A 20,253-nucleotide genomic window follows, 5' to 3' on the forward strand; every position below is an offset into this window, starting at 1 on the left:
CGTAGTAATAATCGCCTTCGTGGTTTTTTACGTCGATCAAGTAAATCATGTCTTGAAAAATAACCAGGGAATCGATCTGAAACAATGAACCGTTCACTTCGAGCAGCAATTCATTCAGCATCAGGTTTTCGGGCTCGAGTGCGGTCATCCAGCGGTCGTATTCCAGTTCGCCTTCATAGCCCTTCTTCATGGTCCAATAATGCTGTTTTTCCTTTTCAGGCAGCTCCATGCGGTTGTCCAGTGCCATCAGGATCCTCAGTTCTTTACTCATTTCACGCTCTTTTATAATCATATTTCACCTTCCTATTCTCTCAAAATGCATACACTTTTATTGAAGCATAGAAGAATCTAAAAGTGTGTGAATCTTTTTTGTCAAAAAATTTCAAGAAATCTGCAACATTTTATAGCTTGTCTGCGTCTAATGTTATGAAACCAGAAATTGGTTGATTAAAAGATTGATAGTGCGGGAATAATAGAACCAACAAACAACACTTTAGGAGGTCGGTTAAAATGGATCATATTATCGAATTTATGAAAGAAGATGGCTTTGAGCTGAATGGTTACATTTCACAGCTTTTCGAAAAAGTTTCTGATAATGAAGATAAACAAGAAGGCTGATCCCATTTTGCTGATCAGCTTTTGTTTTGCAAAAAAATCCCCTTGATTCCTCCATTTTCTCTCCCCAGGATTATATTCTTTTCATAAAGGGAATTGTATTAATATCATTATTTTCGGAGGTGCTTTATGGCTTTTCAATTTGCTGAGGAAGATGGCCGTTTTGTTGCGAAGGATTCGGATGGTTTAGAGGTTGGCGAGGTTACTTTTACCCGGGATGGAGATGATGTTCTTGTCATCGATCATACGGGAGTGGATCCGGCCCAGCGCGGGCAAGGGCTGGCGGAGAAGCTTGTGCGCCATGTGTACGATAAGGCGAAAAAAGAAGGGCTGAAAGTCGATCCGGTATGCTCGTATGCAAAAAAAGAGTTTGAAGAGAAATACCAGGAAGTCCTTGTGCAAAAATAACCTTCGGGCCATCCCCGGAGGTTTTTCTATAAATTGGGATGATTAAAAGGCTGCTAGATTGGGAATATTATAACTAACAAGCTACTAAACGGAGGATGAAAAAAATGAAACAGATTAAGGAATTTATCAATGAAGAAGGCTTTGAGTTGAAGGGTTATCTTTCACAGCTTTTCGAAAAAGCATCTGAAGAGAATAATAAAGAAGAACGCTGATCATGCATACTTAAGCTGATCGGCGTTTTTTTTGCAGAATCCTGGAGCTTCTTTATGTTCAAAACGTGTCAAAATAATGATACACTTTGGGGATACTATGCAAAACGATGGGCTGTTGGAGGGTTAATTATGAACATGACAAACAATGATATCTTGATTCGATTGAGATATGCTTTGGATATAAAGGATTCGGATATGGTGGAGATTTTTAAGCTGGGCGGCGTTGAAATCACACGTGATGAGGTGCTGATGCTGCTGACGAAACCTCAGGAGGACAGCGATGGTTTCGAGGACTTTCTTTGCACGGACTATATGTTGGAATCGTTCCTGAACGGACTGATTGTTTTTAAAAGAGGAAAGCAGGAGCCTAAGGCAGGCCAGCCTTCCGGACCGGATCTGTCATTGCAGAATGGCGGGCATGCCAATAACGTGATGCTGAAAAAGGTGAAGATTGCCCTGTCGCTCACGAGTGAGGATATCATTGAGATCTTGAAATTGGCTGGGGTCAATATTTCAAAGGGTGAATTGAGTGCTCTGCTGCGAAAAGAAGGGCATAAGAATTACAAGATGTGTGGCGACCGTTATGCGAGGAATTTCTTGAAGGGGCTGGCGATTAAAAATCGCGGCTAACCGCTGTCCGGCAATCTTAAGCAGAAGAATTGAATTGAATACTGGAACATGAGAACCGTCCCCATGTTCCAGCCCTTCTTGACATGGTGAAAATTACGTGATATTATTATCTCGAATTCAAGATATTAAAATTTGTAATATGTTTTCGTGAGCGAAAATTGGATATAGTAAGGATAGATATTTTTTTAATTATATATCTCGATTTCGAGATAATTTTATAAAAGGAGAGATGGACATGAACCATTTAAAAGGAATTCACCATGTTACGGCGATTACGAGCAGCGCGGAAAAGAACTATGAGTTTTTCACATATGTACTTGGGATGCGCCTGGTGAAGAAGACGGTGAACCAGGATGATATTCGCACGTATCATTTATTTTTCGCGGATGATAAAGGGTCTGCGGGTACGGATATGACATTCTTCGATTTTCCGGGAATTCCGCAGGGGACTCATGGAACGGATGAAATTTATAAGACATCATTCCGCGTGCCGACTGATGCGGCGCTTGAGTACTGGGTTAAGCGATTTGATAAGTACGATGTGAAGCATACCGGCATTAAAGAGCTGTTCGGCAAGAAGACGATTTCCTTCGTTGATTTTGACGACCAGCAGTATATGCTGGTTTCGGATGAGTTCAATGAGGGGATCGTTTCAGGGACACCATGGCAAAACGGACCGGTGCCGCTTGAGTTTGCGATTACGGGCCTTGGTCCAATCCATATCCGGATTTCGCGCTTCGATTATTTTAAAGAAGTGCTGGAAAAAGTGATGTTCATGCGGGAGATTGCGCATGAAGGCTCGCTTCACCTGTTTGAAATGGGCGAGGGCGGAAACGGCGCGCAGGTCATCGTCGAACATAACTCAGTATTGCCGGCTGGGCGCCAGGGCTTTGGCACGGTGCACCACACAGCATTCCGAGTTGAGGACACTGAAGTTCTGTATCAATGGATCGACCATATGAAGGGTGCAGGTTTCGGCGTTTCCGGTTATGTGGACAGATTCTTCTTCGAGTCTTTGTATGCACGAGTTGCACCGGGAATCCTGTTCGAATGGGCAACCGACGGGCCAGGTTTCATGGGCGACGAGCCGTACGAAACGCTTGGTGAAAAACTATCATTGCCGCCATTTCTCGAATCAAAGCGCGAGCAGATTGAAAGCTTTGTCCGCCCGATTGATACAGTGCGCAGCACGCGCAATATCGAAAAAGAGTATCTGTAAAAAAATCTATAGGGCAGCACCAACTGGCGTTGCCCTTTTTTAAAAAAGAAGGTGTTTGGCCTTGAAAAAGTGCAGCAATAAGCCGTTCCTGCTCCTGATGCATACCTCGAAAAAGATCCAGGAAAAGATAAGGGACGATATTAATAAAAGCAGTCTGAACATCACGGAGTTTTCCGTTTTGGAGGTCCTGTATCATAAGGGACAGCAAACAATCCAGCAGATTGGCAGCAGCATTCTTGTTTCAAGCAGCTCGATGACGTATGTGATCGATAAGCTTGAACAGCGGGGGCTGATCAAGCGCAGCCCATGCCCGAGCGATCGCCGGGTGATCCATGTGACCTTGACAGATAGCGGGACAGAGCTGATGGAACAGATTATGCCTGTGCATCATGAAATGGTCGATAGTATGTTTGAGTCACTGACTCAGGATGAAGCAGAAGGATTAGCAGAGCTTTTGAAAAAAATAAATGTATAAATTTTTTTGTGGTAATATCTCGAATTAAAGATAATTTTAACGGAGCGTTTTTATAATGATGGATTTTGGTTTATTAATTATACGTTTGGTTATTGGAGTATTGTTTGTGGGGCATGGTGCGCAGAAGTTATTTGGCTGGTTCGGCGGCTACGGCTTGAAAGGGACCGGCGGCTGGTTTGAATCGATTGGCATGAAGCCTGGCGTGACAATGGCGCTGTTTGCAGGTCTTGCTGAATTAATCGGCGGATTGCTGCTTGCGCTCGGATTGTTGACACCGCTGGCTGCGGTGATCATTGCGGGCACGATGGTGATGGCAATTGTGAAGGTGCACGGAAACAATGGTTTATGGTCAACTTCGAATGGATACGAGTATAATCTGACCCTGCTGGCAACAGCTATCGGACTTGCGCTGATTGGTCCTGGTCTGTATAGCCTTGATGCGATTTTATTTTAAGATTTTCGGAAACAGTAAAGTTTAGATAAACTAAAAAGGAGTGTCCCGGATGAAAACGATGGGGATCCACCATATAACGGCTATTGTCGGCCATCCTCAGGAAAATGTTGATTTTTATGCAGGTGTTTTAGGATTGCGCCTGGTGAAAAGGACTGTCAACTTCGATGATCCTGCCACTTATCATTTGTATTTCGGAAATGAAGGCGGGGAGCCGGGTACGATCATCACTTTCTTCCCTTGGCCAGGTGCACAGCGGGGCGTTATTGGTGATGGCCAGGTTGGTGTGACATCCTATGTGGTACCTGTGGGAGCGCTGGGATTTTGGGAAGAGAGACTGGAAAAATTCAATATTGCTTTTACAAAAATGGAGCGATTTGGCGAGGACCATTTGGAATTTGATGATCCGCATGGACTGCATCTTGAAATCGTGGAGCGAGCAGAGGGAGACGCCAACACGTGGACATTCGGCGGCATTACGCCTGAATTTGCGATTAAAGGCTTTGGCGGTGCGACGCTGTTGTCATCTCAACCTGAAAAAACAGCTGATTTGCTGGAAAACGTAATGGGACTGGAAAAAGTGGCAGAAGAAGGAGATTTCATCCGATTCCGATCTACTGCAGAAATCGGAAATGTGATTGATCTAAAAAAGACATCGATCGGCCGCGGGGAAATGGGTGCGGGCACAGTGCATCACATTGCGTGGCGGGCGAAGGACGATGAGGATCAGCTGGATTGGAGGAACCATATATCGGCGCATGGCTATGGCGTCACGCCAGTCAAAGACCGGAACTATTTTAACGCAATTTACTTCAGGGAGCATGGTGAGATCCTGTTTGAGATTGCTACCGATCCGCCGGGCTTCGCACATGATGAGTCTCCGGAAACAATGGGGCAGGAACTGAAGCTGCCGAAGCAATATGAGCCGCATCGGGAGACGATTGAGAATATTTTGCTGCCGATTACAGTGAGGGAACTCAATAATTTTTAAAAGGAGGGGGGAAATGATGAAGACAGCAGGGATCCATCACATCACCGCGATGGTGAATGATGCACAAAGGACGATTGATTTTTATGCGGGTGTGCTTGGGTTGAGGCTGGTGAAAAAGACCATCAACTTCGACCGCCCGGAGGTATACCATCTGTACTTCGGGAATGAGTCCGGCCAGCCGGGTACGGTCATCACATTTTTCCCCTGGCCGAAGCAGCTGAAGGGCCGGATTGGAATCGGGCAGGTAGGTGTGACAGGATATGCCATTCCGGTGGGTTCTTTTGAATTCTGGGAAAACAGGCTGAAGCAATTCGGGATTGAGTTTACACTTGAGCTGCGGTTTGGTGAGAAATACCTGAAGCTTCTGGACCCTGATGGCTTGGAAATCGAGCTGGCAGAGCGTGGTGATGGGCCTCAACTTGGATGGGCTTTTGGAGGAGTGAGCCATGAGGTAGCGATTAGAGGCTTCAGCGGTGCAACTCTTATTTCGTCACAGCCTCATAAAACTGCGGAAGTTCTTGAAGATGTGTTGGGGCTTGAACTGGTGGGGCAGGAGGAGGGTTTCCTTCGCTTCAAATCTGGCGAAAACACGATCGATATTAAGCTGATGCCATCGGTGCGCGGATTGATGGGAGCGGGGACGGTCCATCACATTGCCTGGCGGGCGGAAAATGAAGCTGAACTTTTAAGGTGGCGGGATTTGCTCCAGGAAAAAGGCTTCTATCCAACTGAAGTTCGCGATCGCCAGTACTTTCAAGCGATTTATTTTCACGAAGGCGGAGGCATTTTATTTGAGATCGCGACTGACCTGCCCGGTTTTACCGTCGATGAACCAATCGAGGAGCTGGGGCAAAGCTTGATGCTGCCATCCTGGCTTGAGGAGAAAAGAGATCAGCTGGAGGCTGTTCTGCCGCCGGTTGAGGTTCGCAAAATGGAGGAGGAATTCTAGTGAAACACGTATTCAATAAAGGCAAGAATGATAAAAAGCCGACTTTGCTGCTGCTGCATGGCACAGGGGGGAATGAATTGGACCTGCTGCCGCTAGCAGGAAGGATCGATGATGAAGCATCCGTCTTAAGTGTCAGGGGGAATGTCCTCGAAAATGGCATGCCCCGCTTTTTCCGCCGCCTTGCGGAAGGGGTATTTGATATCGAGGATTTGATTTTCCGGACGAAGGAATTGAATGATTTTTTAGATGAGGCTGCTGAAAAGTATGGGTTCGACCGGAATAATGTGATTGCGGTTGGCTATTCAAATGGCGCGAATATCGCGGCCAGCCTGATGTTCCATTACCAAAATGCATTGAAGGGCGCGATTCTGCACCATCCGATGGTTCCGAGAAGAGGCATCGAACTGCCGGATCTAGCGGGAACTCCCGTATTTATTGCAGCAGGCACGAACGATCCAATTTGCCCGCCGGCAGAATCGGAAGAGCTGCAAACCTTGCTGGAAAAAGCAAATGCAAAGGTCGAAATGCACTGGGAGAACAGAGGCCACCAATTAACGCTGCAGGAAGTGGAAGCTGCTGCACAGTGGTACAAAAGTTTATAAAAATCTCAATCAGGTATATAACCTATGTGTGATAGAAAAAATGGAATCGAATCTATTTAAAGGAGTTGGATCAGGATGGCGAATGTGAACTTAGCAGTGATTTTTTACAGCATGGGCGGAACGAATGTCCAGCTGTCAAAATGGGCGAAGGAAGGTGCCGAGGAAGCTGGCGCGGAAGTGAAGCTTTTCAAGGTTAAAGAGCTTGCTCCGGAATCTGCAATTGAGGGCAACCCGGCATGGAAGAAGACCGTGGAGGCCACGAAGGATATTCCGGAAGTGACGCCTGACGATCTGGAATGGGCAGACGCAATCATTTTCAGCGTCCCGACGCGCTTCGGCAATATGCCTTCACAGATGAAGCAATTCCTTGATACAACTGGCGGCCTTTGGGCAAAAGGCAAGCTGGTAAACAAAGTGGTCAGTGCGATGTCTTCAGCACAGAACCCGCATGGCGGCCAGGAAGCAACCATTCTATCACTTTATACCTCAATGTACCACTGGGGTGCGATTGTTGCGGCGCCGGGCTATTCCGACCAGGTGACGTTCGCGGCAGGCGGAAACCCTTATGGCACAAGTGTCACGGTTGACCAGGACGGCAATATGATCGAGGACGTGCAGGCCGCTGTAAAATATCAGGCGAAGCGCACCGTGACTGTGGCGGAGTGGGTTAAGAAGGGGAATCAGTAAATTGCAGGGTTAGGGAGCGGGGAGTAGTACCGCTCCCTTTTTCATGTAATTTTTGTGTTTACTTTGGTGACTTGTATAGGAATTGAGTTTTACTGGAATTAAAACGGGTTCAACCGGAATTATGTTTGATCCAACTGGTATTAAATTTTTTTACCAATGCTGAAATTTAAGTTGAGGCCGCTGCTTTTAGGCAAATGTAGATAAATTGATAGTTACTGGTGAAAAAATTGAACTTACTGGTGAAAAAACGAAAGTTACTGGTGAAAAAACAGGACTTACTGGTGAAAAAACAAACCCTACTGGTAAAAAAATTTTTTAACGATAAATAATCTATCCCAAATGCTATAAAATATTGAAATTCCCCTGCAAAAACAGACCAACAAACTCTTTGGTTTGTTTTTTTGTGTATAAAAAAGGGAATTCACATCGCATAAGCAACAAAGCTTCTCCACAATCTAACAATATCACCATGAATTGAGAATGGAGTATACATCTATGACGGGAATTTTATTGGCGCTGCTGGCGGCGGTTACGTGGGGCAGCATTGTGTTTGTGAGCAACAAGCTGGGCGGGGATGAGGACAGCCAGACGCTGGGGACGACAATTGGAGCGTTGATTTTTGCGATTGCGGTGTTCATTTATAAAAGGCCGGAGCTATCGACGCTCATCTGGACGGTGGGCTTTATTTCAGGATTGTTTTGGTCTCTTGGGCAAAAAAATCAGTTTGGTGCCGTCCGTTATCTTGGTGTTGCCAAGACGGCACCGATGTCGACCGGCCTGCAGCTGATAGGAACAACCTTTTTCGGCGTGTTTATTTTTAAAGAATGGGAAACGAAAAGCAGTGTTGTGATTGGAGTCGCCGCACTAGTGCTGATCATTGCGGGGGCTGTTTTAACCTCGATCAATCGAGAGGAAAAAGATAAGTCGAAGAGCCTGAAAAAGGGTTTTCTCGTGCTGCTTCTGTCGACGGCGGGCTTTGTTGGGTACGTCGTGTTGATTCGCTGGTTCAATATTGATGGCTGGGCCGCGATCCTGCCTCAGGCGATCGGGATGGTAACGGGTGCATTCCTGATGACCTTGCGGGACAAGCCGTACAACAAATATGCAGTCCGCAATATTTTGACAGGTTTGATGTGGAGTACAGGGAATCTGGGGCTGCTGCTTGCCCTTCCAAAAATCGGAGTGGCAACGAGTTTTTCGCTGTCGCAAACAGGCATTGTCATTTCGACGATTGGCGGGCTGTTCTTTTTAAATGAGCGAAAAAGCAAAAAGCAGGTATGGATGGTCCTGCTTGGATGTCTGCTGATCATTGCGGGCGGAGTGTTATTGGGCGTCACAAAACGATAAGGGAGCGAATGGAATGTATCCAGATCTTGAAGGGAAAGTTGTGGCCATTACCGGTGCGGGGACAGGCCTTGGAAAAGCGATGGCAGAAAGGTTTGGCGCTGAAAAGGCGAAGGTTGTCATCAATTATTTTTCAGAGGAAGAAGATGTGCAAAGCATTATTGAGACAATTGAAAAAGCCGGCGGCAGCGCAAGCGCCATCCAGGGGGATGTAAGGAAGGAAGAGGATGTCAAAAGGTTGATTGCTCATGCGGTGAACACGTTCGGTTCATTGGATGTCATGGTCAACAACGCTGGCATCGAAAATGAGGTCCCGTCTGAAGACCTGACGCTGGAGGACTGGAACAAGGTCATCTCCACCAATCTGACGGGACAGTTTCTCGGATGCCGGGAAGCGCTCGACTATATGCTTGAGAATAAAATCAAGGGGTCGATCATTAATATGTCATCGGTCCACCAGAAAATCCCGTGGCCGCATTTTGTCCATTATGCTGCCAGTAAAGGCGGGGTAAAACTGATGACAGAAACGCTCGCGCTTGAGTTCGCGCCGCATGGCATCCGGGTGAACTGCATCGCGCCGGGGGCGATCGATACGCCCATCAATGCGGAGAAATTCGATGATCCCGAATTGAAGAAGGGAGTAATCGAGCTGATTCCGATGGGGTATATCGGCAAGCCGGAGGAAATTGCCGCATGTGCAGCCTGGCTGGCATCCAGTGAAGCAAGCTACGTCACCGGACTGACCCTCTTTGCAGACGGCGGAATGACCCAGTATCCAGGGTTCCAGGCAGGAAAGGGCTGAGTGGTGGAACATGGGGACGGTTCTCGCGTTCCAGTTTGGAACAGGAGAACCGTCCCCGTGTTCTTCTTTTTTTGTGCTGATTTTTCCCCTGCTGCAGGAATATACATTAGAAAAATGTGGCGAGGGGGAATTGGGGATGACCATTTTGGTGACTGGCGGCGCAGGTTACATCGGAAGCCATACGGTTGCGGAGCTGCTTGCTCACGGGGAAGAGGTTGTTGTGCTCGATAATCTGCAAACTGGGCACCGGGAGGCAGTGCTCGGCGGTATTTTTTACAAAGGGGATTTGAAGGATCGCCAGCTGCTTGATACGGTTTTCGGCAATCATGAGATTGAGGCGGTTATCCATTTTGCCGCAAGCTCACTTGTTGGTGAAAGTGTTGCGAACCCTTTGAAGTACTATGAAAATAACATGCTTGCGTCTCATACTCTAGTATCAGCGATGGTAGACCATGGTGTCAGGAAGATTGTTTTTTCATCGACCGCGGCTGTATACGGTGAGCCGAAGGAGATCCCGATTTTAGAATCGAGCGAGACATGTCCTTCGAATCCATACGGGGAAACGAAGCTGGCGATGGAAAAGATGTTTCGCTGGTGTGACGAGGCATATGAGCTGAAATCTATTTCGCTCCGTTACTTCAATGCGGCTGGTGCACATCCGGATGGGGTGATTGGGGAGGATCACACGCCAGAGAGCCACTTGATTCCAATCATTCTTCAGGTTGCTCTGGGACAGAGGGAGGCAGTGCATGTCTTTGGAGGGGACTATCCAACAGATGACGGTACGTGCATCCGGGATTATATCCATGTTATGGACCTTGCAAATGCCCACTGGCTCGCTCTCGAGCATTTGCGGAAGCATGATAGAAGTGACGTTTTCAATCTTGGGAATGGCACCGGGTTCTCCGTAAAGCAGGTGATTGAAGCAGCAAGGGAAGTAACAGGCCATCCCATTCCTGAAGTAATGGAAAATCGTCGTTCCGGTGACCCAGCGATATTGATCGCTTCATCCGAAAAGGCACGAACCATGCTCGGCTGGGAGCCAAAGTACAGTGATATAAAAACCATCCTCCAGACAGCGTGGACCTGGCATCAGAAAAATCCACACGGATATCAATCAAAAAGTTTAGCACAGCAACGCGGCAACTGACTGGGGGTCTGACCCCCGGCGCGGTGATGCGGTGATGTGTGAAAAGGCTGCCTCGTTTAAATTAGGCAGCCTTTCAATTACTTGCTTATGTTATTTCGAAGCGAACTGAAATCGTAATCCCTATAGTAACTGTTTTTAACCAAAATATTGGGTCCCAGACACGACACAGCTGGGCAGTGGCAGCTTAGCTCCTTGGCAATGTTTGAGTTCTGCCAGTTTTGATAGGCATCCTGAAGTTTGGTCGTCTGTATATTGCCAAGTGCCGGGGTATCGCCGAAATCAGTGACGATGATATCGCCGTTGAAGATATTCACATTCAGGCGGGAACGGCCATCGGGGTCATTCCGGACCGTTACGTTCTTACTGCTGTAAAGGCGTTTTAGTAAACTCAAATCCTCTTCTTGATGACTGCAGGCATAGAAAGGCAGCGTGCCGAACAGCATCCAGACGTTTTCATCGCGGATATCCAATAAATGATGGATGGCTTGCCTGATTTCATCAAGAGTCAGCGATTCCAGGCTGCTTGCATAGTCGCTTGGATACATAGGGTGAACCTCGTGCCGCTGGCAAAGCATTTCATCCACGATCTGCTTATGGATTTTTTCAAGGTGAGGCAAGGTACGCTTGTTTAACATTGTCTCAGCAGATACCATGACGCCAGCTTTTACAAGTTCTCTGCTGTTTTCAATCATTCTGGTAAAATATTTTTCCCGCTGCTGGTAGTCCGGCTTCCGCTCCATCATCGCGAAACCGCCCTCGACGAAGTCGTCCACCGTTCCCCAGTTATGGGAAATATGAAGGACATCCAGGTAAGGGATGATCATCTCATAACGGGAAAGATCCATTGTTAAATTGGAGTTGATTTGTGTGCGGACGCCGCGTTCGTGAGCGTATTTTAAAATCGGCACGACATAATTTTTGACAGATGAAAGCGATAGCATCGGTTCTCCGCCTGTGATGCTCAGTGAGCGGAGCTTCGGGATTTCCTCGAGCCTGTGTAAAAGCAGCTCCAGCGGGAGTGCGTCCGGGTCCTTTGTTTGCAGTGTATATCCGACTGCGCAATGCTCGCAGCGCATATTGCAAAGGGTGGTGGTAGTGAATTCAATATTCGTAAGCTCGGGCCGGCCATACTGCTCAATATCGAGGTAGGCCTCCCAGGGGTCATATTGAGGGGTGATTTTCGTAATAACTGACATAATCGTCTCCTTATGTAAAACAATAAATTTGCTATTCTATTTTAGTTTATAAATTGAGATTCTAGTATAGGGTGCGGGGTTATTTAGCGCTTTAAAGCACCGGGGGTCTGACCCCCGGTGCTTTAAAGGGGTAAAGGGGGAAGGGAGGTTTCTTTGTGCTGCATCAGAAAGAATGAGGTGAACTGAACAAACAGAATGCTCAAGAAGGATTATAAAATACAGCGTTGAATTGAATAGGAGTCGGGTGGTGATTTGGGTGATAGATGCAGAAGTAAGAAGACCAAAATTTGAAGACATTAAACAGTTAAACGAATTTTTTAGGATCGTGATTTTTGATACCTTCGCCAAGGAAGGTATTGGGCATATGCTGGATGATATGACGAATGAAATTAAAATTAAAGAAAAATACTTAGCAGCTGATCTAGAAAGCAATGGTGATAAAAGGTATTTTTTGATTGCTCTCACTGCTGGTAAAATTATTGGTTCAATTGAATACGGCCCAGCTAGTGATCTTATTATTGAAGTTATAGGTGATCTCAACGAGGCAATTGAGGTAGGCACAGTATTTGTTCATCCTGACTGCCAGCGAATGGGCGTAGGAAACTTATTATTGAATAAGATGTTTATTATTTTACAGTACAAAGGGTTAGTAGAAGTTTATTTAGATAGTGGATATAGAAACGCTCAAAAAATATGGAAAAAGAAATTTGGAGACCCTGATTTCTGGTTAAAGGATTACTGGGACAAAGGATATGACCATATGATTTGGAAACTCAGAGTCAGCGATTGGATTTAACCGTGCCTGGATTTTTCACCTCGGACCCCATTGGCTTCTCTTTCTTTTTGCACTAATGAATCAATAAGGCAGGAAGCATACTAATCAAAAGAATGATAAGAGGTGCTATATGAAACAGTTTCTTTTGGCTGGTGCAATGATCTTGCTTTCTTCCATCTTTCCTTCCGGAGCAAATGCGATCACAATGCCCTGCAGCATGGTGCTGAAACCGACAGACAGCAGCCTGAGAAATGCAATGGGAACCGCCCTGGTTTACAAAGTAAACCTGAACCCGCCGAGTTTTGCGCGAACAAATGTCAGTATACTTGCTGTACATCTTCCGGAACCGGCCTCTTATGGGGATTATGACCAATATGAAGGCTTTGCTTTTAAACCAAATGAAATCAGCTGGCGCTTTAAGCTATATCCGACACCGGAACAGAATAGCCCGAGCTGGGCGGGAAGGTTTGATCTGATCACAGCGGAATTGGAAACTGCAAAAGTTCAAGTTCGGCTTTCGAATTCAAAGACAGAAAAGCTTGGGCCTAGTATTTTAGAGAATACTATTAATTCTTGTAAATAGGCTATTAACCTGGTGGGTTACTCCTTTAAGAAGGAATAACCCATTTTTTGTTGAATTTGTTAAAACGGGGCACGGTTCTCGCGTTCTAGTTTGGAACAGGAGAACCGTCCCCATGTTCCTGGGATAGGGGGAAACTCACTTGTTCGGATTTGACTTGCGTGATTTTTTAGAGGAGATCGTGGATGTTGGCGGGACGGATAAATGCAAGGCGATTCATCACCAGCTGCTCCACCATTATTATCGATATGAAAATGTGACGGTCCTTGAGGGGCATTACGATACGAAAACCCATAAGTTTGATTATTCGCGGAAGGCGGAGGGGCGGTTTTTCCAGTCCTTTCATCCGATAGACGGTGATCCGAAACTTACGCTGGCCTGGATTGGTGATGACGGGAAGGTTTCGGGGATTTTCTTAAGAGAAAACGATATTGAAAAAGTGAACCGGAGGCCGATTCCTTCTGGCGAGAAAACAGCTTTCTGGCTCCGGGGAAAAAGCAAGGATTGGTTCATTCTGCGGAATAAAGTAGCGGAGGCTGAAAAAAGGTCCCTGCTGCAGGAAGTGAGAGGATTTGTAGACGTTTTCCGCAGGACTGATGAAAAAGCGTACCCTAAAACCGCGGCGATTAAAAGCGAGCTAGGCAAGGACTTCTTTTATGGCGGCGTGAATGTTGTCAAAGCCGAGACAGCGGATGGAAATGAACTTTTTCAGGAAGAGGTTTTCTGCACGGAAGTCACTTTCGAGAAGGGGATTTTGCTGATCGTTTGGGTCAATAAATTCACGGAGCAGGTAAACGGAATTTGGCTTCAGGACAAGGATATTGTCCGGCTGGATGAGGAAGTCTCCGACCGGATTACATACAGGATTTATACAAACAATGAAGTTTATACTTTTGTAAAACCAATGCGAAAAAAGTAGGGGGAGCGAGTTTGTTTTTACATAAAATCGATGATGAATTATCTTTGAAATTAACCGAGGCAAAGGATGCTGAAAGAGTTTTTGAGTTGACCGACCGTTCAAGGAAGCATTTGAAGGAATGGCTGCCCTGGCTAGACTTTACGACGAAGGTTGAGGATACGAGGGAGTTCATTGAAGGAACTATGAAAGGTTATGCGGAAAATAGAAGCATGACGACCCTGATTATATATAAGGGTGAAATTGTCGGCACGGCCGGCTTCAACAGCCTCAATTGGTCTAATAAAACTGCCTACATCGGATATTGGCTCGGGCATGAATACCAGGGAAATGGCCTCATGACGAGGGTTGCGAAAGCGCTGACTGACTACGCGTTTGAGCACCTCGAGCTAAACAAAGTGGAAATCAGGGCAGCGGTCGAGAATAAGAAGAGCAGGAGCATTCCTGAGCGCTTGGGGTTTGTGGAGGAAGGCACGATCAGGCAGGCGGAATGGCTTTATGACCATTTTGTTGATCATGTCGTGTACGGAATTTTGGCGGAAGAATGGAACGAGAAAAAGTAGAGGGGGAACCTGGGGATGAAGGCACTCATCGTGATTGACGTTCAGAACGGAATGTTTTTGGAAGAGGACCCAGTGTTCGAAGGGGAGAGGCTCCTCGGAACGATCAAGGGTTTAATTGCAAAAGCGCGTCGAGCAAACGTACCGGTTTTTTATGTCCAGCACAATGAATCTGCTGGACAGCCGTTGGAATATGGAACAAAAACTTGGAAAATCCACCCCGCCATTGCCCCTGAGCAGGATGATGTGATCATCCACAAGACAACGCCGGATTCCTTTTACAATACGACGTTAAAAGAAGAGCTGGAAAGGCTGGGGGTTACAGAACTTTATCTGGCTGGAATCCAGACAGATCTGTGTGTCGATACCACCTGCAGGAGGGCGTTCAGCATGGGCTATAAGGTGACGCTGGTGTCGGATGCGCACAGTACCTGGAGTTCAGGGGAGCTTTCGGCCCGGCAGATTATCGATCACCACAATGGAGTGCTGCGCTGGTTTGCCGATGTTGTGCCAGGCAGTGAGATTATTTTGGAAGGAGGAGCAGTTAGATGAATGCAGTTGAATTAACCATTTTAAATTTTGAGGAAACTAGAAGAAGGAGTATTAAGGTTTGGTCGGAGATTCCGGAAGACTTTTTGCATTGGAAGCCTGACGGTGAAGCGATGACTTGTCTTGAGATGGTCCGTCACGTATTGGAAAGCGAGCATTATTACCATTTGGCCATCAAGAACAGAGGAGATGTACCTCAATATGAATCTCCTTTCGAGAAGGTACCCCTTCAGTCTGTCGAAAAAGAATTAGCGTTTGCTGCCCCATTCAGGAAGGAATTCTTGGAAACAATCGCCACCTTCACTGACGAGGAATTGTCCAGCGTTATGATTGACCGTTCAAAAGCTGGTTATATCAGGGGATTGGGAGACTTCCTGATGCGAATTGCTTATCACGATGCAATCCATACGGGACAGCTGCTGGATTATTTGAGAACGGCCGGGGTCCCTAGAGCAAATATTTGGGATTGAGCTTTTTTCTGCACGAAGGGGGCGTTATTCGATGAGAAAAGGTGGAACATGGGGACGGTTCCTGTGTTCCAGCTGGAACACGAGAACCGTCCCCATGTTCCATTACCAGTTGAAGATGTCGCCGAAGATCATTCCGAGGAAGCCGCTGAACATGAGCATGGCGAAGGCGCCGAGCTTGGTGGTGCCGCCTGCTTTTGTTATGGCTTCGGTGTCATAGTTATCAAGTTTGGCAATGTCTCTTTTCATTTTATAAGAATAAAGCTGATTGCCGATCAGGCCTGAGACGATTGCGGCTGATACATCCAGCAGTGTGAATTTATCGGCTACTCCGAGCAATGAGCTTATTGTCATTAATATGACGGTGTAAATGATGGCTTCAGCATACATCTTCCGGTAGCCCATCCAGAAGGCGCCGAATAGGCAGGAGGCCCAGTTCCAGGAAAGCCTTGAATCAGGGTTGGTCAAGGAAGCTTCTGTGTTCACAAATCCCCATTTTCTAAAATAGACATCGGACTTCTTGCCGACAAAGGCTTTTATCTGATCCTTAACGGTTAGTTGCGGTCTATCAAAATCCATCTGTTCTCCTCCTTAAAGCTAATCACCTTTAATTTACCAGATACTTATTTTTTGTGCATGACCTTTCTCAAAACAACAAAAAATGCTGCCATTTGATTTTGGCAGCATTCCTTTTACATTTCTTCTTTTTTTGATAATTTCCTGATGCCTCCCATCACGATCCGGACTGCCAGAAAGGTGGAGGCGATGGATGCAAAGCTGTGGAAGGAGGTCCAATTCCTTTTGTAGCGTATTAAATCTGTATTTTTTTCGATCCAGTGTTCCGCAGCGGCGGAAGGGATACTGAATAGCAAACTTTTCAAAAAAATCCCAAGCGGCCTGGAGTTAGTAGTGACCTGGTTAAAATAAATGCAGGTCACAGGAAAGATAATATAACTGAACAGTAAACTGATATCGAAGGCTTTAAACAATGAAACGGGATACTTTAGATAACCTTTCTTCACAAGAACATTATCAAGGATGGACGCTATGTATCCCTTCAGCAAAAAGATGAGAAGCCAATCTTTCAAGGGAGGTTTTCTTATTAATTGAAAAAAAGCCAGAATCCCGAAGATAAAAAGCACCCTTAATGTATTCTTCTCGAAATTCCTCTTCAAATCAACCCCCCCTTTAATATGACTATGTTCCTGCATGAATGTATTTTTCCTACAACAATGGATATTATTCAGATTTAATTTCATACAAGATTGCATTGTTGGATATAATACGGATATTATTTCCTTTATTTGTAAAACAAGGGTTGTGTCTCGCAAACATGGTGAATGGATTATATGGTTTATTATGGCTGACGGTTCTGTTTATTTGGGGCGATTGGCGAAATTGGAAAAAGTACTACCCAACGATTCTTTTTTTCACGCTTGGTGATTTTCTTTATATGTATTTATTATCTGATCGTTATCCTATGTGGCATTATTCACCGCCTGCTGGCGACAAGGAAATCGGCCTGACGAATACACATATTTCTTTTTCGATCATGCTGATAAAATATCCGGCAACAGTGCTGGCTTATTTGGCCAATTTTCCGAAGGCCGGCCTGAAAAAGAAACTGTTGTATTACTTCGGGTGGGTCGGATTATATGTGATAAACGAGATGATTGATGGCTATTTTGGACTGATTGAGTACTTCAATGGCTGGAGCCTCTGGTGGTCTGCGGTTTTTAACGCTATGATGTTTATCATCTTGAAGGTCCATTATGAGAAACCGATTTTTGCGTGGCTGCTGTCAGCCGTTTTTGTGGTATTTCTATGGAACACGTTTGATGTTCCATCAAGTGTTTTTCGGTAAAAGCAGTTGTCCTATTGCGGCAGCTGTTTTTTTATGTCGAATGATTTATTTTCAAAATAATTGAAATTTTACAGAAGTGGAAAATATAATAAACCAAACGGTCGGTTTATTTTTTAAAAGAGGCAGGGGGAATCAATGATGGGAATCGAAATAAAGAGATTAAGTGATTGTCCTTTAAAGGACGGAGTAGAGGCTTATAACCGGGGGTTCGAGGGCTATTTTTACAATCAGTCGAAGGATATTGAGTCGTTTTCGAAGCGCTTTGGCCTGGATGGACTTTCTCCTGAACATTCAGTTCTTGCTTATCATGAGGGAAGGCCTGCGGGGATTGTGCTCAGCGGGATGAAAGAAGTCAATGGGGAAATCGTGGCATGGAACGGCGGGACCGGGGTTGCTAAGGAGCTGCGGGGCAAAGGAGTAGGGAAACAGCTGATGGAAGCAGCGTTTGAGATTTACAAGGAGAACGGCGTCAGGTTCGCGACGCTTGAGGCGATTTCGAGGAATGAAGCGGCGATTAAGCTTTATCAGGGATTTGGCTATGTGTTGAAAAAGCGGCTGAAGTTCCTGCAGTTGAACGAGGCGATTGCGGAAGATGTATTTGCTGTAAAGGATTCGGGCTGCCGACTTGTACATGTATCGCCGCAGGAGCTAACGGGGATCGATTTTTACCAGCATCAGGCACCGTGGCAGAATCAGAACCTGCATGATGCGACTGCCATTATACTTCGCGATGAACAAGATCGGATTGCAGGCTATTCTTTATCGAAAAGGATGTACAAAAACGGTGAGATTGCCAGTGTGGGACTGCTCCAGCTGGAAGCGGCAGGAGGAAGAACGGATACGGAAGATGTTATAAAAGCCCTGCTGAATCATTCATTTGCGCCACTGGACCGCGCTTTCCAGCGGACAACGGTGAACACAGCGGAAGACCATGAACAGCTGCTTCGAGTTTTGGAGGATTGCGGATTCAAGCAGTGGGAGGAGCAGGTCTGGATGGTGAAGGATATGAATGACGAATAGGTCTTAATAATTATTTACATTCTTTTTCAAATTATTTACAACTCCTTAAAACCCTATTAATACGAGTCTAGTAATCTTGTACTTGTAGCAAGGCAGATAACGATTAGGGGGATTAAGGAAATGAAGAAACTTAAGAAATTGGGTATGTTCACGATGCTTGCCTCGGTTATGGTTTTTGGAGCAGCTTGCTCTGATGGCGAAACGAATGCAGAAGCTAAAAAGAGTGAAGCTCTTGAAGGCAGTATTGCTATTGACGGCTCTGGTACGGTTTATCCTTTCATGGCAAAAATGGCTGAGAACTATATGTCCAACGAGCAGGAAGATGTTTCGGTTGAAGTCAGCCGCGCAGGTACATCTGCTGGTTTTAAGAAATTCCTCGCTAAAGATGGAACAGATTACAATGATGCTTCCCGCCAGATCAAGGATGAAGAGAAGGCAAAAGCAGAAGAGCTTGGCATCGAAGTTAAGGAAATGAAAGTCGCATTGGATGGCATCACGATTGTCATTAATAAAGATAACGATTGGGCAAAGGAACTGACAAAGGAAGAAGTCATCGATATCTTCCTTGCTGAATCCGGCAAAAAGAAATGGTCTGATGTACGCCCTGATTTCCCGGATGAAGAAATCAAAACTTATGGTCCAAATGAAAACCACGGTACGTACGAATTCATGTTTGAAAACATTCTTGAAGAAAAAGATCTTGCAGAGGGAATCAACCTGCAGCAGGACTACTCAACACTTGTTGACCTAGTTGCGAAAGACAAGAACGCAATCGGTTTCTTCGGTTACGGTTACTATGCAAACAACAAAGATAAGCTTGGCGCAGTACACGTTGATTTCGGCAACGGCCCAGTAGAGCCATCCCTTGACACAATCAAGGAAGACGGCGATTACGCTCCATTCACACGCCCGGTGTTCACATACCTGAACGTGAACAATGCAAAAGAAAAGCCGCAGGTGCTGGACTACGCAATCTACACAATGAAAAACGCACAGGATGTAGCGAAGGAAACAGGCTTCGCACCACTAGCGGATGAAGATATCGAAGCGGTGCTGGAAGAATTGAACGGATTGAAATAATGGTGGGTTTGGGGAAGACCGAGGTTCGCTTTTGGTGGCGGGCTGAGGTCTTCTTTTTTTGTGGTTGGTGGTTTCTATGACAATTCGAGTGGGAAAATTGAGGGTGAATTGTTCTGAGGTGGGTCTCCAAGACAATTCAAAAGGAAAATGGGGGAGTGAATTGTCTTAGGTCCGGTTCTCCAAGACAATTCGTAAGGAAAAAGCGGAGATGAATTGTTCTGAGCGGGGTCACCAAGACAATTCAAACGGAAAAGCGGGGAGTGAATTGTTCTAAAGAGGATTCCCAAGACAATTCAAACAGAAAAGCGATGAGTGAATTGTTCTAAGCGGGACCTCCAAGACAATTCAAACGGAAAAATCATTGATGAATTGTCATGAGTGATGTCTCAAATACCTTCAAAAAGAGTATCCAAGATTAATCGTTCGGAAGTATTGTCGACTGGCAAAAATAAAGCAGGACCCTCGCTATCGCGGATCCTGCTTTTCAACATTTTTTTCGTCTTCCAGTGTCGTGAGGAATTTATAGCGCTGCTTGGCTTTATTGAGGAGCTGTTCGATTTCCTGGAGCAATGAGGATCGTGCTTGGTCGCAATCGGTGTTTAATAGCTGGAGCTTTAAATTTACTAATTTCATATTCTCTTCTGGTGTAAGGCTGCTTTTGCTGTAAGTCATCCGTTATTCCTCCTTTTCAAAGGCTGAAAACTGGTAAAC

At 45.7% G+C, this 20,253-nt stretch carries 26 protein-coding genes; 21 read left to right on the plus strand and 5 right to left on the minus strand.

The features are described 5' to 3' along the window. Positions 1-292, minus strand: a 292-nt coding sequence (locus AC3EBE_RS01020) for a nuclease-related domain-containing protein (RefSeq protein WP_488593180.1), incomplete at its 3' end; no start/stop codon positions are given. A 452-nt stretch (positions 293-744) separates the two neighbouring features. Between AC3EBE_RS01020 and AC3EBE_RS01025 the strand changes: the two genes are divergently transcribed. From AC3EBE_RS01025 to galE, 12 genes are all read left to right on the plus strand, one after another. After that, positions 745-1,023, plus strand: a complete 279-nt coding sequence (locus AC3EBE_RS01025) for a GNAT family N-acetyltransferase (RefSeq protein WP_488593181.1) — start codon at positions 745-747, stop codon at positions 1,021-1,023. A gap of 341 nt (positions 1,024-1,364) precedes the next feature. Continuing rightward, positions 1,365-1,865: a YehS family protein gene (locus AC3EBE_RS01030; protein ID WP_488593182.1), complete on the plus strand. Its 501-nt coding sequence runs from the start codon at positions 1,365-1,367 to the stop codon at positions 1,863-1,865. Between the two features lie 235 nt (positions 1,866-2,100). Next, complete coding sequence (locus AC3EBE_RS01035; RefSeq protein ID WP_488593183.1) at positions 2,101-3,084, plus strand: ring-cleaving dioxygenase; 984 nt, start codon at positions 2,101-2,103, stop codon at positions 3,082-3,084. A gap of 61 nt (positions 3,085-3,145) precedes the next feature. After that, positions 3,146-3,559, plus strand: coding sequence for a MarR family winged helix-turn-helix transcriptional regulator (locus tag AC3EBE_RS01040; protein ID WP_488593184.1), 414 nt, complete (start codon positions 3,146-3,148; stop codon positions 3,557-3,559). A 55-nt stretch (positions 3,560-3,614) separates the two neighbouring features. Then, complete coding sequence (locus tag AC3EBE_RS01045; RefSeq protein ID WP_488593185.1) at positions 3,615-4,013, plus strand: DoxX family protein; 399 nt, start codon at positions 3,615-3,617, stop codon at positions 4,011-4,013. Positions 4,014-4,062: 49 nt separating this feature from the next. Continuing rightward, positions 4,063-5,001 (plus strand): ring-cleaving dioxygenase, encoded by a 939-nt coding sequence (locus AC3EBE_RS01050; protein WP_488593186.1) that lies wholly within the window; start codon positions 4,063-4,065, stop codon positions 4,999-5,001. A 13-nt stretch (positions 5,002-5,014) separates the two neighbouring features. After that, positions 5,015-5,950: a ring-cleaving dioxygenase gene (locus AC3EBE_RS01055; RefSeq protein WP_488593187.1), complete on the plus strand. Its 936-nt coding sequence runs from the start codon at positions 5,015-5,017 to the stop codon at positions 5,948-5,950. After that, on the plus strand, positions 5,950-6,552 hold the full coding sequence (locus AC3EBE_RS01060; RefSeq protein WP_488593188.1) for an alpha/beta hydrolase: 603 nt from the start codon (positions 5,950-5,952) through the stop codon (positions 6,550-6,552). The genes AC3EBE_RS01055 and AC3EBE_RS01060 overlap by 1 nt, the downstream gene beginning before the upstream one ends. A 75-nt stretch (positions 6,553-6,627) precedes the next feature. Beyond that, positions 6,628-7,239 carry an NAD(P)H:quinone oxidoreductase gene (wrbA, locus tag AC3EBE_RS01065; RefSeq protein ID WP_488593189.1) on the plus strand — a complete coding sequence of 204 codons (612 nt, stop codon included), beginning with the start codon at positions 6,628-6,630 and terminating at the stop codon, positions 7,237-7,239. A gap of 495 nt (positions 7,240-7,734) precedes the next feature. After that, positions 7,735-8,586 (plus strand): GRP family sugar transporter, encoded by an 852-nt coding sequence (locus AC3EBE_RS01070; protein WP_488593190.1) that lies wholly within the window; start codon positions 7,735-7,737, stop codon positions 8,584-8,586. Between the two features lie 13 nt (positions 8,587-8,599). After that, positions 8,600-9,385, plus strand: a complete 786-nt coding sequence (locus AC3EBE_RS01075) for a glucose 1-dehydrogenase (protein ID WP_488593191.1) — start codon at positions 8,600-8,602, stop codon at positions 9,383-9,385. Between the two features lie 136 nt (positions 9,386-9,521). Then, a complete protein-coding gene (gene galE, locus AC3EBE_RS01080) occupies positions 9,522-10,535 on the plus strand; it encodes a UDP-glucose 4-epimerase GalE (RefSeq protein WP_488593192.1) in 1,014 nt (337 codons plus the stop codon). 77 nt (positions 10,536-10,612) lie between these two features. Here galE and yfkAB read toward each other — a convergent pair whose 3' ends face one another. Continuing rightward, positions 10,613-11,731, minus strand: a complete 1,119-nt coding sequence (yfkAB, locus tag AC3EBE_RS01085; RefSeq protein ID WP_488593193.1) for a radical SAM/CxCxxxxC motif protein YfkAB — start codon at positions 11,729-11,731, stop codon at positions 10,613-10,615. A 256-nt stretch (positions 11,732-11,987) separates the two neighbouring features. On the opposite strand from yfkAB, the gene AC3EBE_RS01090 reads away from it, so the two are divergent. From AC3EBE_RS01090 to AC3EBE_RS01115, 6 genes are all read left to right on the plus strand, one after another. Next, complete coding sequence (locus AC3EBE_RS01090; protein WP_488593194.1) at positions 11,988-12,527, plus strand: GNAT family N-acetyltransferase; 540 nt, start codon at positions 11,988-11,990, stop codon at positions 12,525-12,527. Between the two features lie 109 nt (positions 12,528-12,636). Further along, positions 12,637-13,089 carry a YoqH family protein gene (locus AC3EBE_RS01095; RefSeq protein WP_488593195.1) on the plus strand — a complete coding sequence of 151 codons (453 nt, stop codon included), beginning with the start codon at positions 12,637-12,639 and terminating at the stop codon, positions 13,087-13,089. A 139-nt stretch (positions 13,090-13,228) separates the two neighbouring features. Further along, complete coding sequence (locus AC3EBE_RS01100; RefSeq protein ID WP_488593196.1) at positions 13,229-14,005, plus strand: hypothetical protein; 777 nt, start codon at positions 13,229-13,231, stop codon at positions 14,003-14,005. Positions 14,006-14,016: 11 nt separating this feature from the next. Further along, entirely contained in the window at positions 14,017-14,565 is a 549-nt protein-coding gene (locus AC3EBE_RS01105) for a GNAT family N-acetyltransferase (RefSeq protein WP_488593197.1), read from the plus strand. A 15-nt stretch (positions 14,566-14,580) separates the two neighbouring features. Further along, positions 14,581-15,114 carry a cysteine hydrolase family protein gene (locus tag AC3EBE_RS01110; protein ID WP_488593198.1) on the plus strand — a complete coding sequence of 178 codons (534 nt, stop codon included), beginning with the start codon at positions 14,581-14,583 and terminating at the stop codon, positions 15,112-15,114. Then, positions 15,111-15,581 (plus strand): DinB family protein, encoded by a 471-nt coding sequence (locus AC3EBE_RS01115; protein ID WP_488593199.1) that lies wholly within the window; start codon positions 15,111-15,113, stop codon positions 15,579-15,581. Before AC3EBE_RS01110 ends, AC3EBE_RS01115 begins: the two co-directional genes overlap by 4 nt. 102 nt (positions 15,582-15,683) lie before the next feature. Here the strand turns inward: AC3EBE_RS01115 and AC3EBE_RS01120 are convergent, their stop codons facing one another. Both AC3EBE_RS01120 and AC3EBE_RS01125 read right to left on the minus strand, forming a co-directional pair. Beyond that, positions 15,684-16,157 carry a DUF2628 domain-containing protein gene (locus tag AC3EBE_RS01120; RefSeq protein ID WP_488593200.1) on the minus strand — a complete coding sequence of 158 codons (474 nt, stop codon included), beginning with the start codon at positions 16,155-16,157 and terminating at the stop codon, positions 15,684-15,686. 113 nt (positions 16,158-16,270) lie between these two features. Then, positions 16,271-16,753 carry a CBO0543 family protein gene (locus AC3EBE_RS01125; RefSeq protein ID WP_488593201.1) on the minus strand — a complete coding sequence of 161 codons (483 nt, stop codon included), beginning with the start codon at positions 16,751-16,753 and terminating at the stop codon, positions 16,271-16,273. Positions 16,754-16,911: 158 nt separating this feature from the next. Here AC3EBE_RS01125 and AC3EBE_RS01130 point away from each other — a divergent pair, with 158 nt between their 5' ends. The 3 genes from AC3EBE_RS01130 to AC3EBE_RS01140 all read left to right on the plus strand — a co-directional run bounded on the left by AC3EBE_RS01130 (position 16,912) and on the right by AC3EBE_RS01140 (position 19,542). Next, positions 16,912-17,442 (plus strand): CBO0543 family protein, encoded by a 531-nt coding sequence (locus AC3EBE_RS01130; RefSeq protein ID WP_488593202.1) that lies wholly within the window; start codon positions 16,912-16,914, stop codon positions 17,440-17,442. 135 nt (positions 17,443-17,577) lie between these two features. Next, positions 17,578-18,462 (plus strand): GNAT family N-acetyltransferase, encoded by an 885-nt coding sequence (locus AC3EBE_RS01135; protein ID WP_488593203.1) that lies wholly within the window; start codon positions 17,578-17,580, stop codon positions 18,460-18,462. A 120-nt stretch (positions 18,463-18,582) separates the two neighbouring features. Then, positions 18,583-19,542 (plus strand): PstS family phosphate ABC transporter substrate-binding protein, encoded by a 960-nt coding sequence (locus AC3EBE_RS01140; protein ID WP_488593204.1) that lies wholly within the window; start codon positions 18,583-18,585, stop codon positions 19,540-19,542. 465 nt (positions 19,543-20,007) lie between these two features. On the opposite strand, the gene AC3EBE_RS01145 is transcribed toward AC3EBE_RS01140, so the two are convergent. Further along, positions 20,008-20,214, minus strand: coding sequence for a hypothetical protein (locus AC3EBE_RS01145; RefSeq protein WP_488593205.1), 207 nt, complete (start codon positions 20,212-20,214; stop codon positions 20,008-20,010). Between the last annotated feature and the right edge of the window lie 39 nt (positions 20,215-20,253).

The sequence above is a fragment of the Mesobacillus sp. genome (genome assembly GCF_057785455.1).

Coding starts and splice junctions, on each gene's coding strand:
- AC3EBE_RS01115 (WP_488593199.1), top strand. CDS start 15,111: ATGAATGCAGTTGAATTAACCATTTTAAATTTTGAGGAAACTAGAAGA.
- AC3EBE_RS01070 (WP_488593190.1), top strand. CDS start 7,735: ATGACGGGAATTTTATTGGCGCTGCTGGCGGCGGTTACGTGGGGCAGC.
- AC3EBE_RS01075 (WP_488593191.1), top strand. CDS start 8,600: ATGTATCCAGATCTTGAAGGGAAAGTTGTGGCCATTACCGGTGCGGGG.
- AC3EBE_RS01045 (WP_488593185.1), top strand. CDS start 3,615: ATGATGGATTTTGGTTTATTAATTATACGTTTGGTTATTGGAGTATTG.
- AC3EBE_RS01130 (WP_488593202.1), top strand. CDS start 16,912: ATGGTGAATGGATTATATGGTTTATTATGGCTGACGGTTCTGTTTATT.
- AC3EBE_RS01035 (WP_488593183.1), top strand. CDS start 2,101: ATGAACCATTTAAAAGGAATTCACCATGTTACGGCGATTACGAGCAGC.
- AC3EBE_RS01120 (WP_488593200.1), bottom strand. CDS start 16,157: ATGGATTTTGATAGACCGCAACTAACCGTTAAGGATCAGATAAAAGCC.
- AC3EBE_RS01145 (WP_488593205.1), bottom strand. CDS start 20,214: ATGACTTACAGCAAAAGCAGCCTTACACCAGAAGAGAATATGAAATTA.
- AC3EBE_RS01030 (WP_488593182.1), top strand. CDS start 1,365: ATGAACATGACAAACAATGATATCTTGATTCGATTGAGATATGCTTTG.
- AC3EBE_RS01135 (WP_488593203.1), top strand. CDS start 17,578: ATGATGGGAATCGAAATAAAGAGATTAAGTGATTGTCCTTTAAAGGAC.
- wrbA (WP_488593189.1), top strand. CDS start 6,628: ATGGCGAATGTGAACTTAGCAGTGATTTTTTACAGCATGGGCGGAACG.
- galE (WP_488593192.1), top strand. CDS start 9,522: ATGACCATTTTGGTGACTGGCGGCGCAGGTTACATCGGAAGCCATACG.
- AC3EBE_RS01025 (WP_488593181.1), top strand. CDS start 745: ATGGCTTTTCAATTTGCTGAGGAAGATGGCCGTTTTGTTGCGAAGGAT.
- yfkAB (WP_488593193.1), bottom strand. CDS start 11,731: ATGTCAGTTATTACGAAAATCACCCCTCAATATGACCCCTGGGAGGCC.
- AC3EBE_RS01140 (WP_488593204.1), top strand. CDS start 18,583: ATGAAGAAACTTAAGAAATTGGGTATGTTCACGATGCTTGCCTCGGTT.
- AC3EBE_RS01110 (WP_488593198.1), top strand. CDS start 14,581: ATGAAGGCACTCATCGTGATTGACGTTCAGAACGGAATGTTTTTGGAA.
- AC3EBE_RS01050 (WP_488593186.1), top strand. CDS start 4,063: ATGAAAACGATGGGGATCCACCATATAACGGCTATTGTCGGCCATCCT.
- AC3EBE_RS01095 (WP_488593195.1), top strand. CDS start 12,637: ATGAAACAGTTTCTTTTGGCTGGTGCAATGATCTTGCTTTCTTCCATC.
- AC3EBE_RS01055 (WP_488593187.1), top strand. CDS start 5,015: ATGATGAAGACAGCAGGGATCCATCACATCACCGCGATGGTGAATGAT.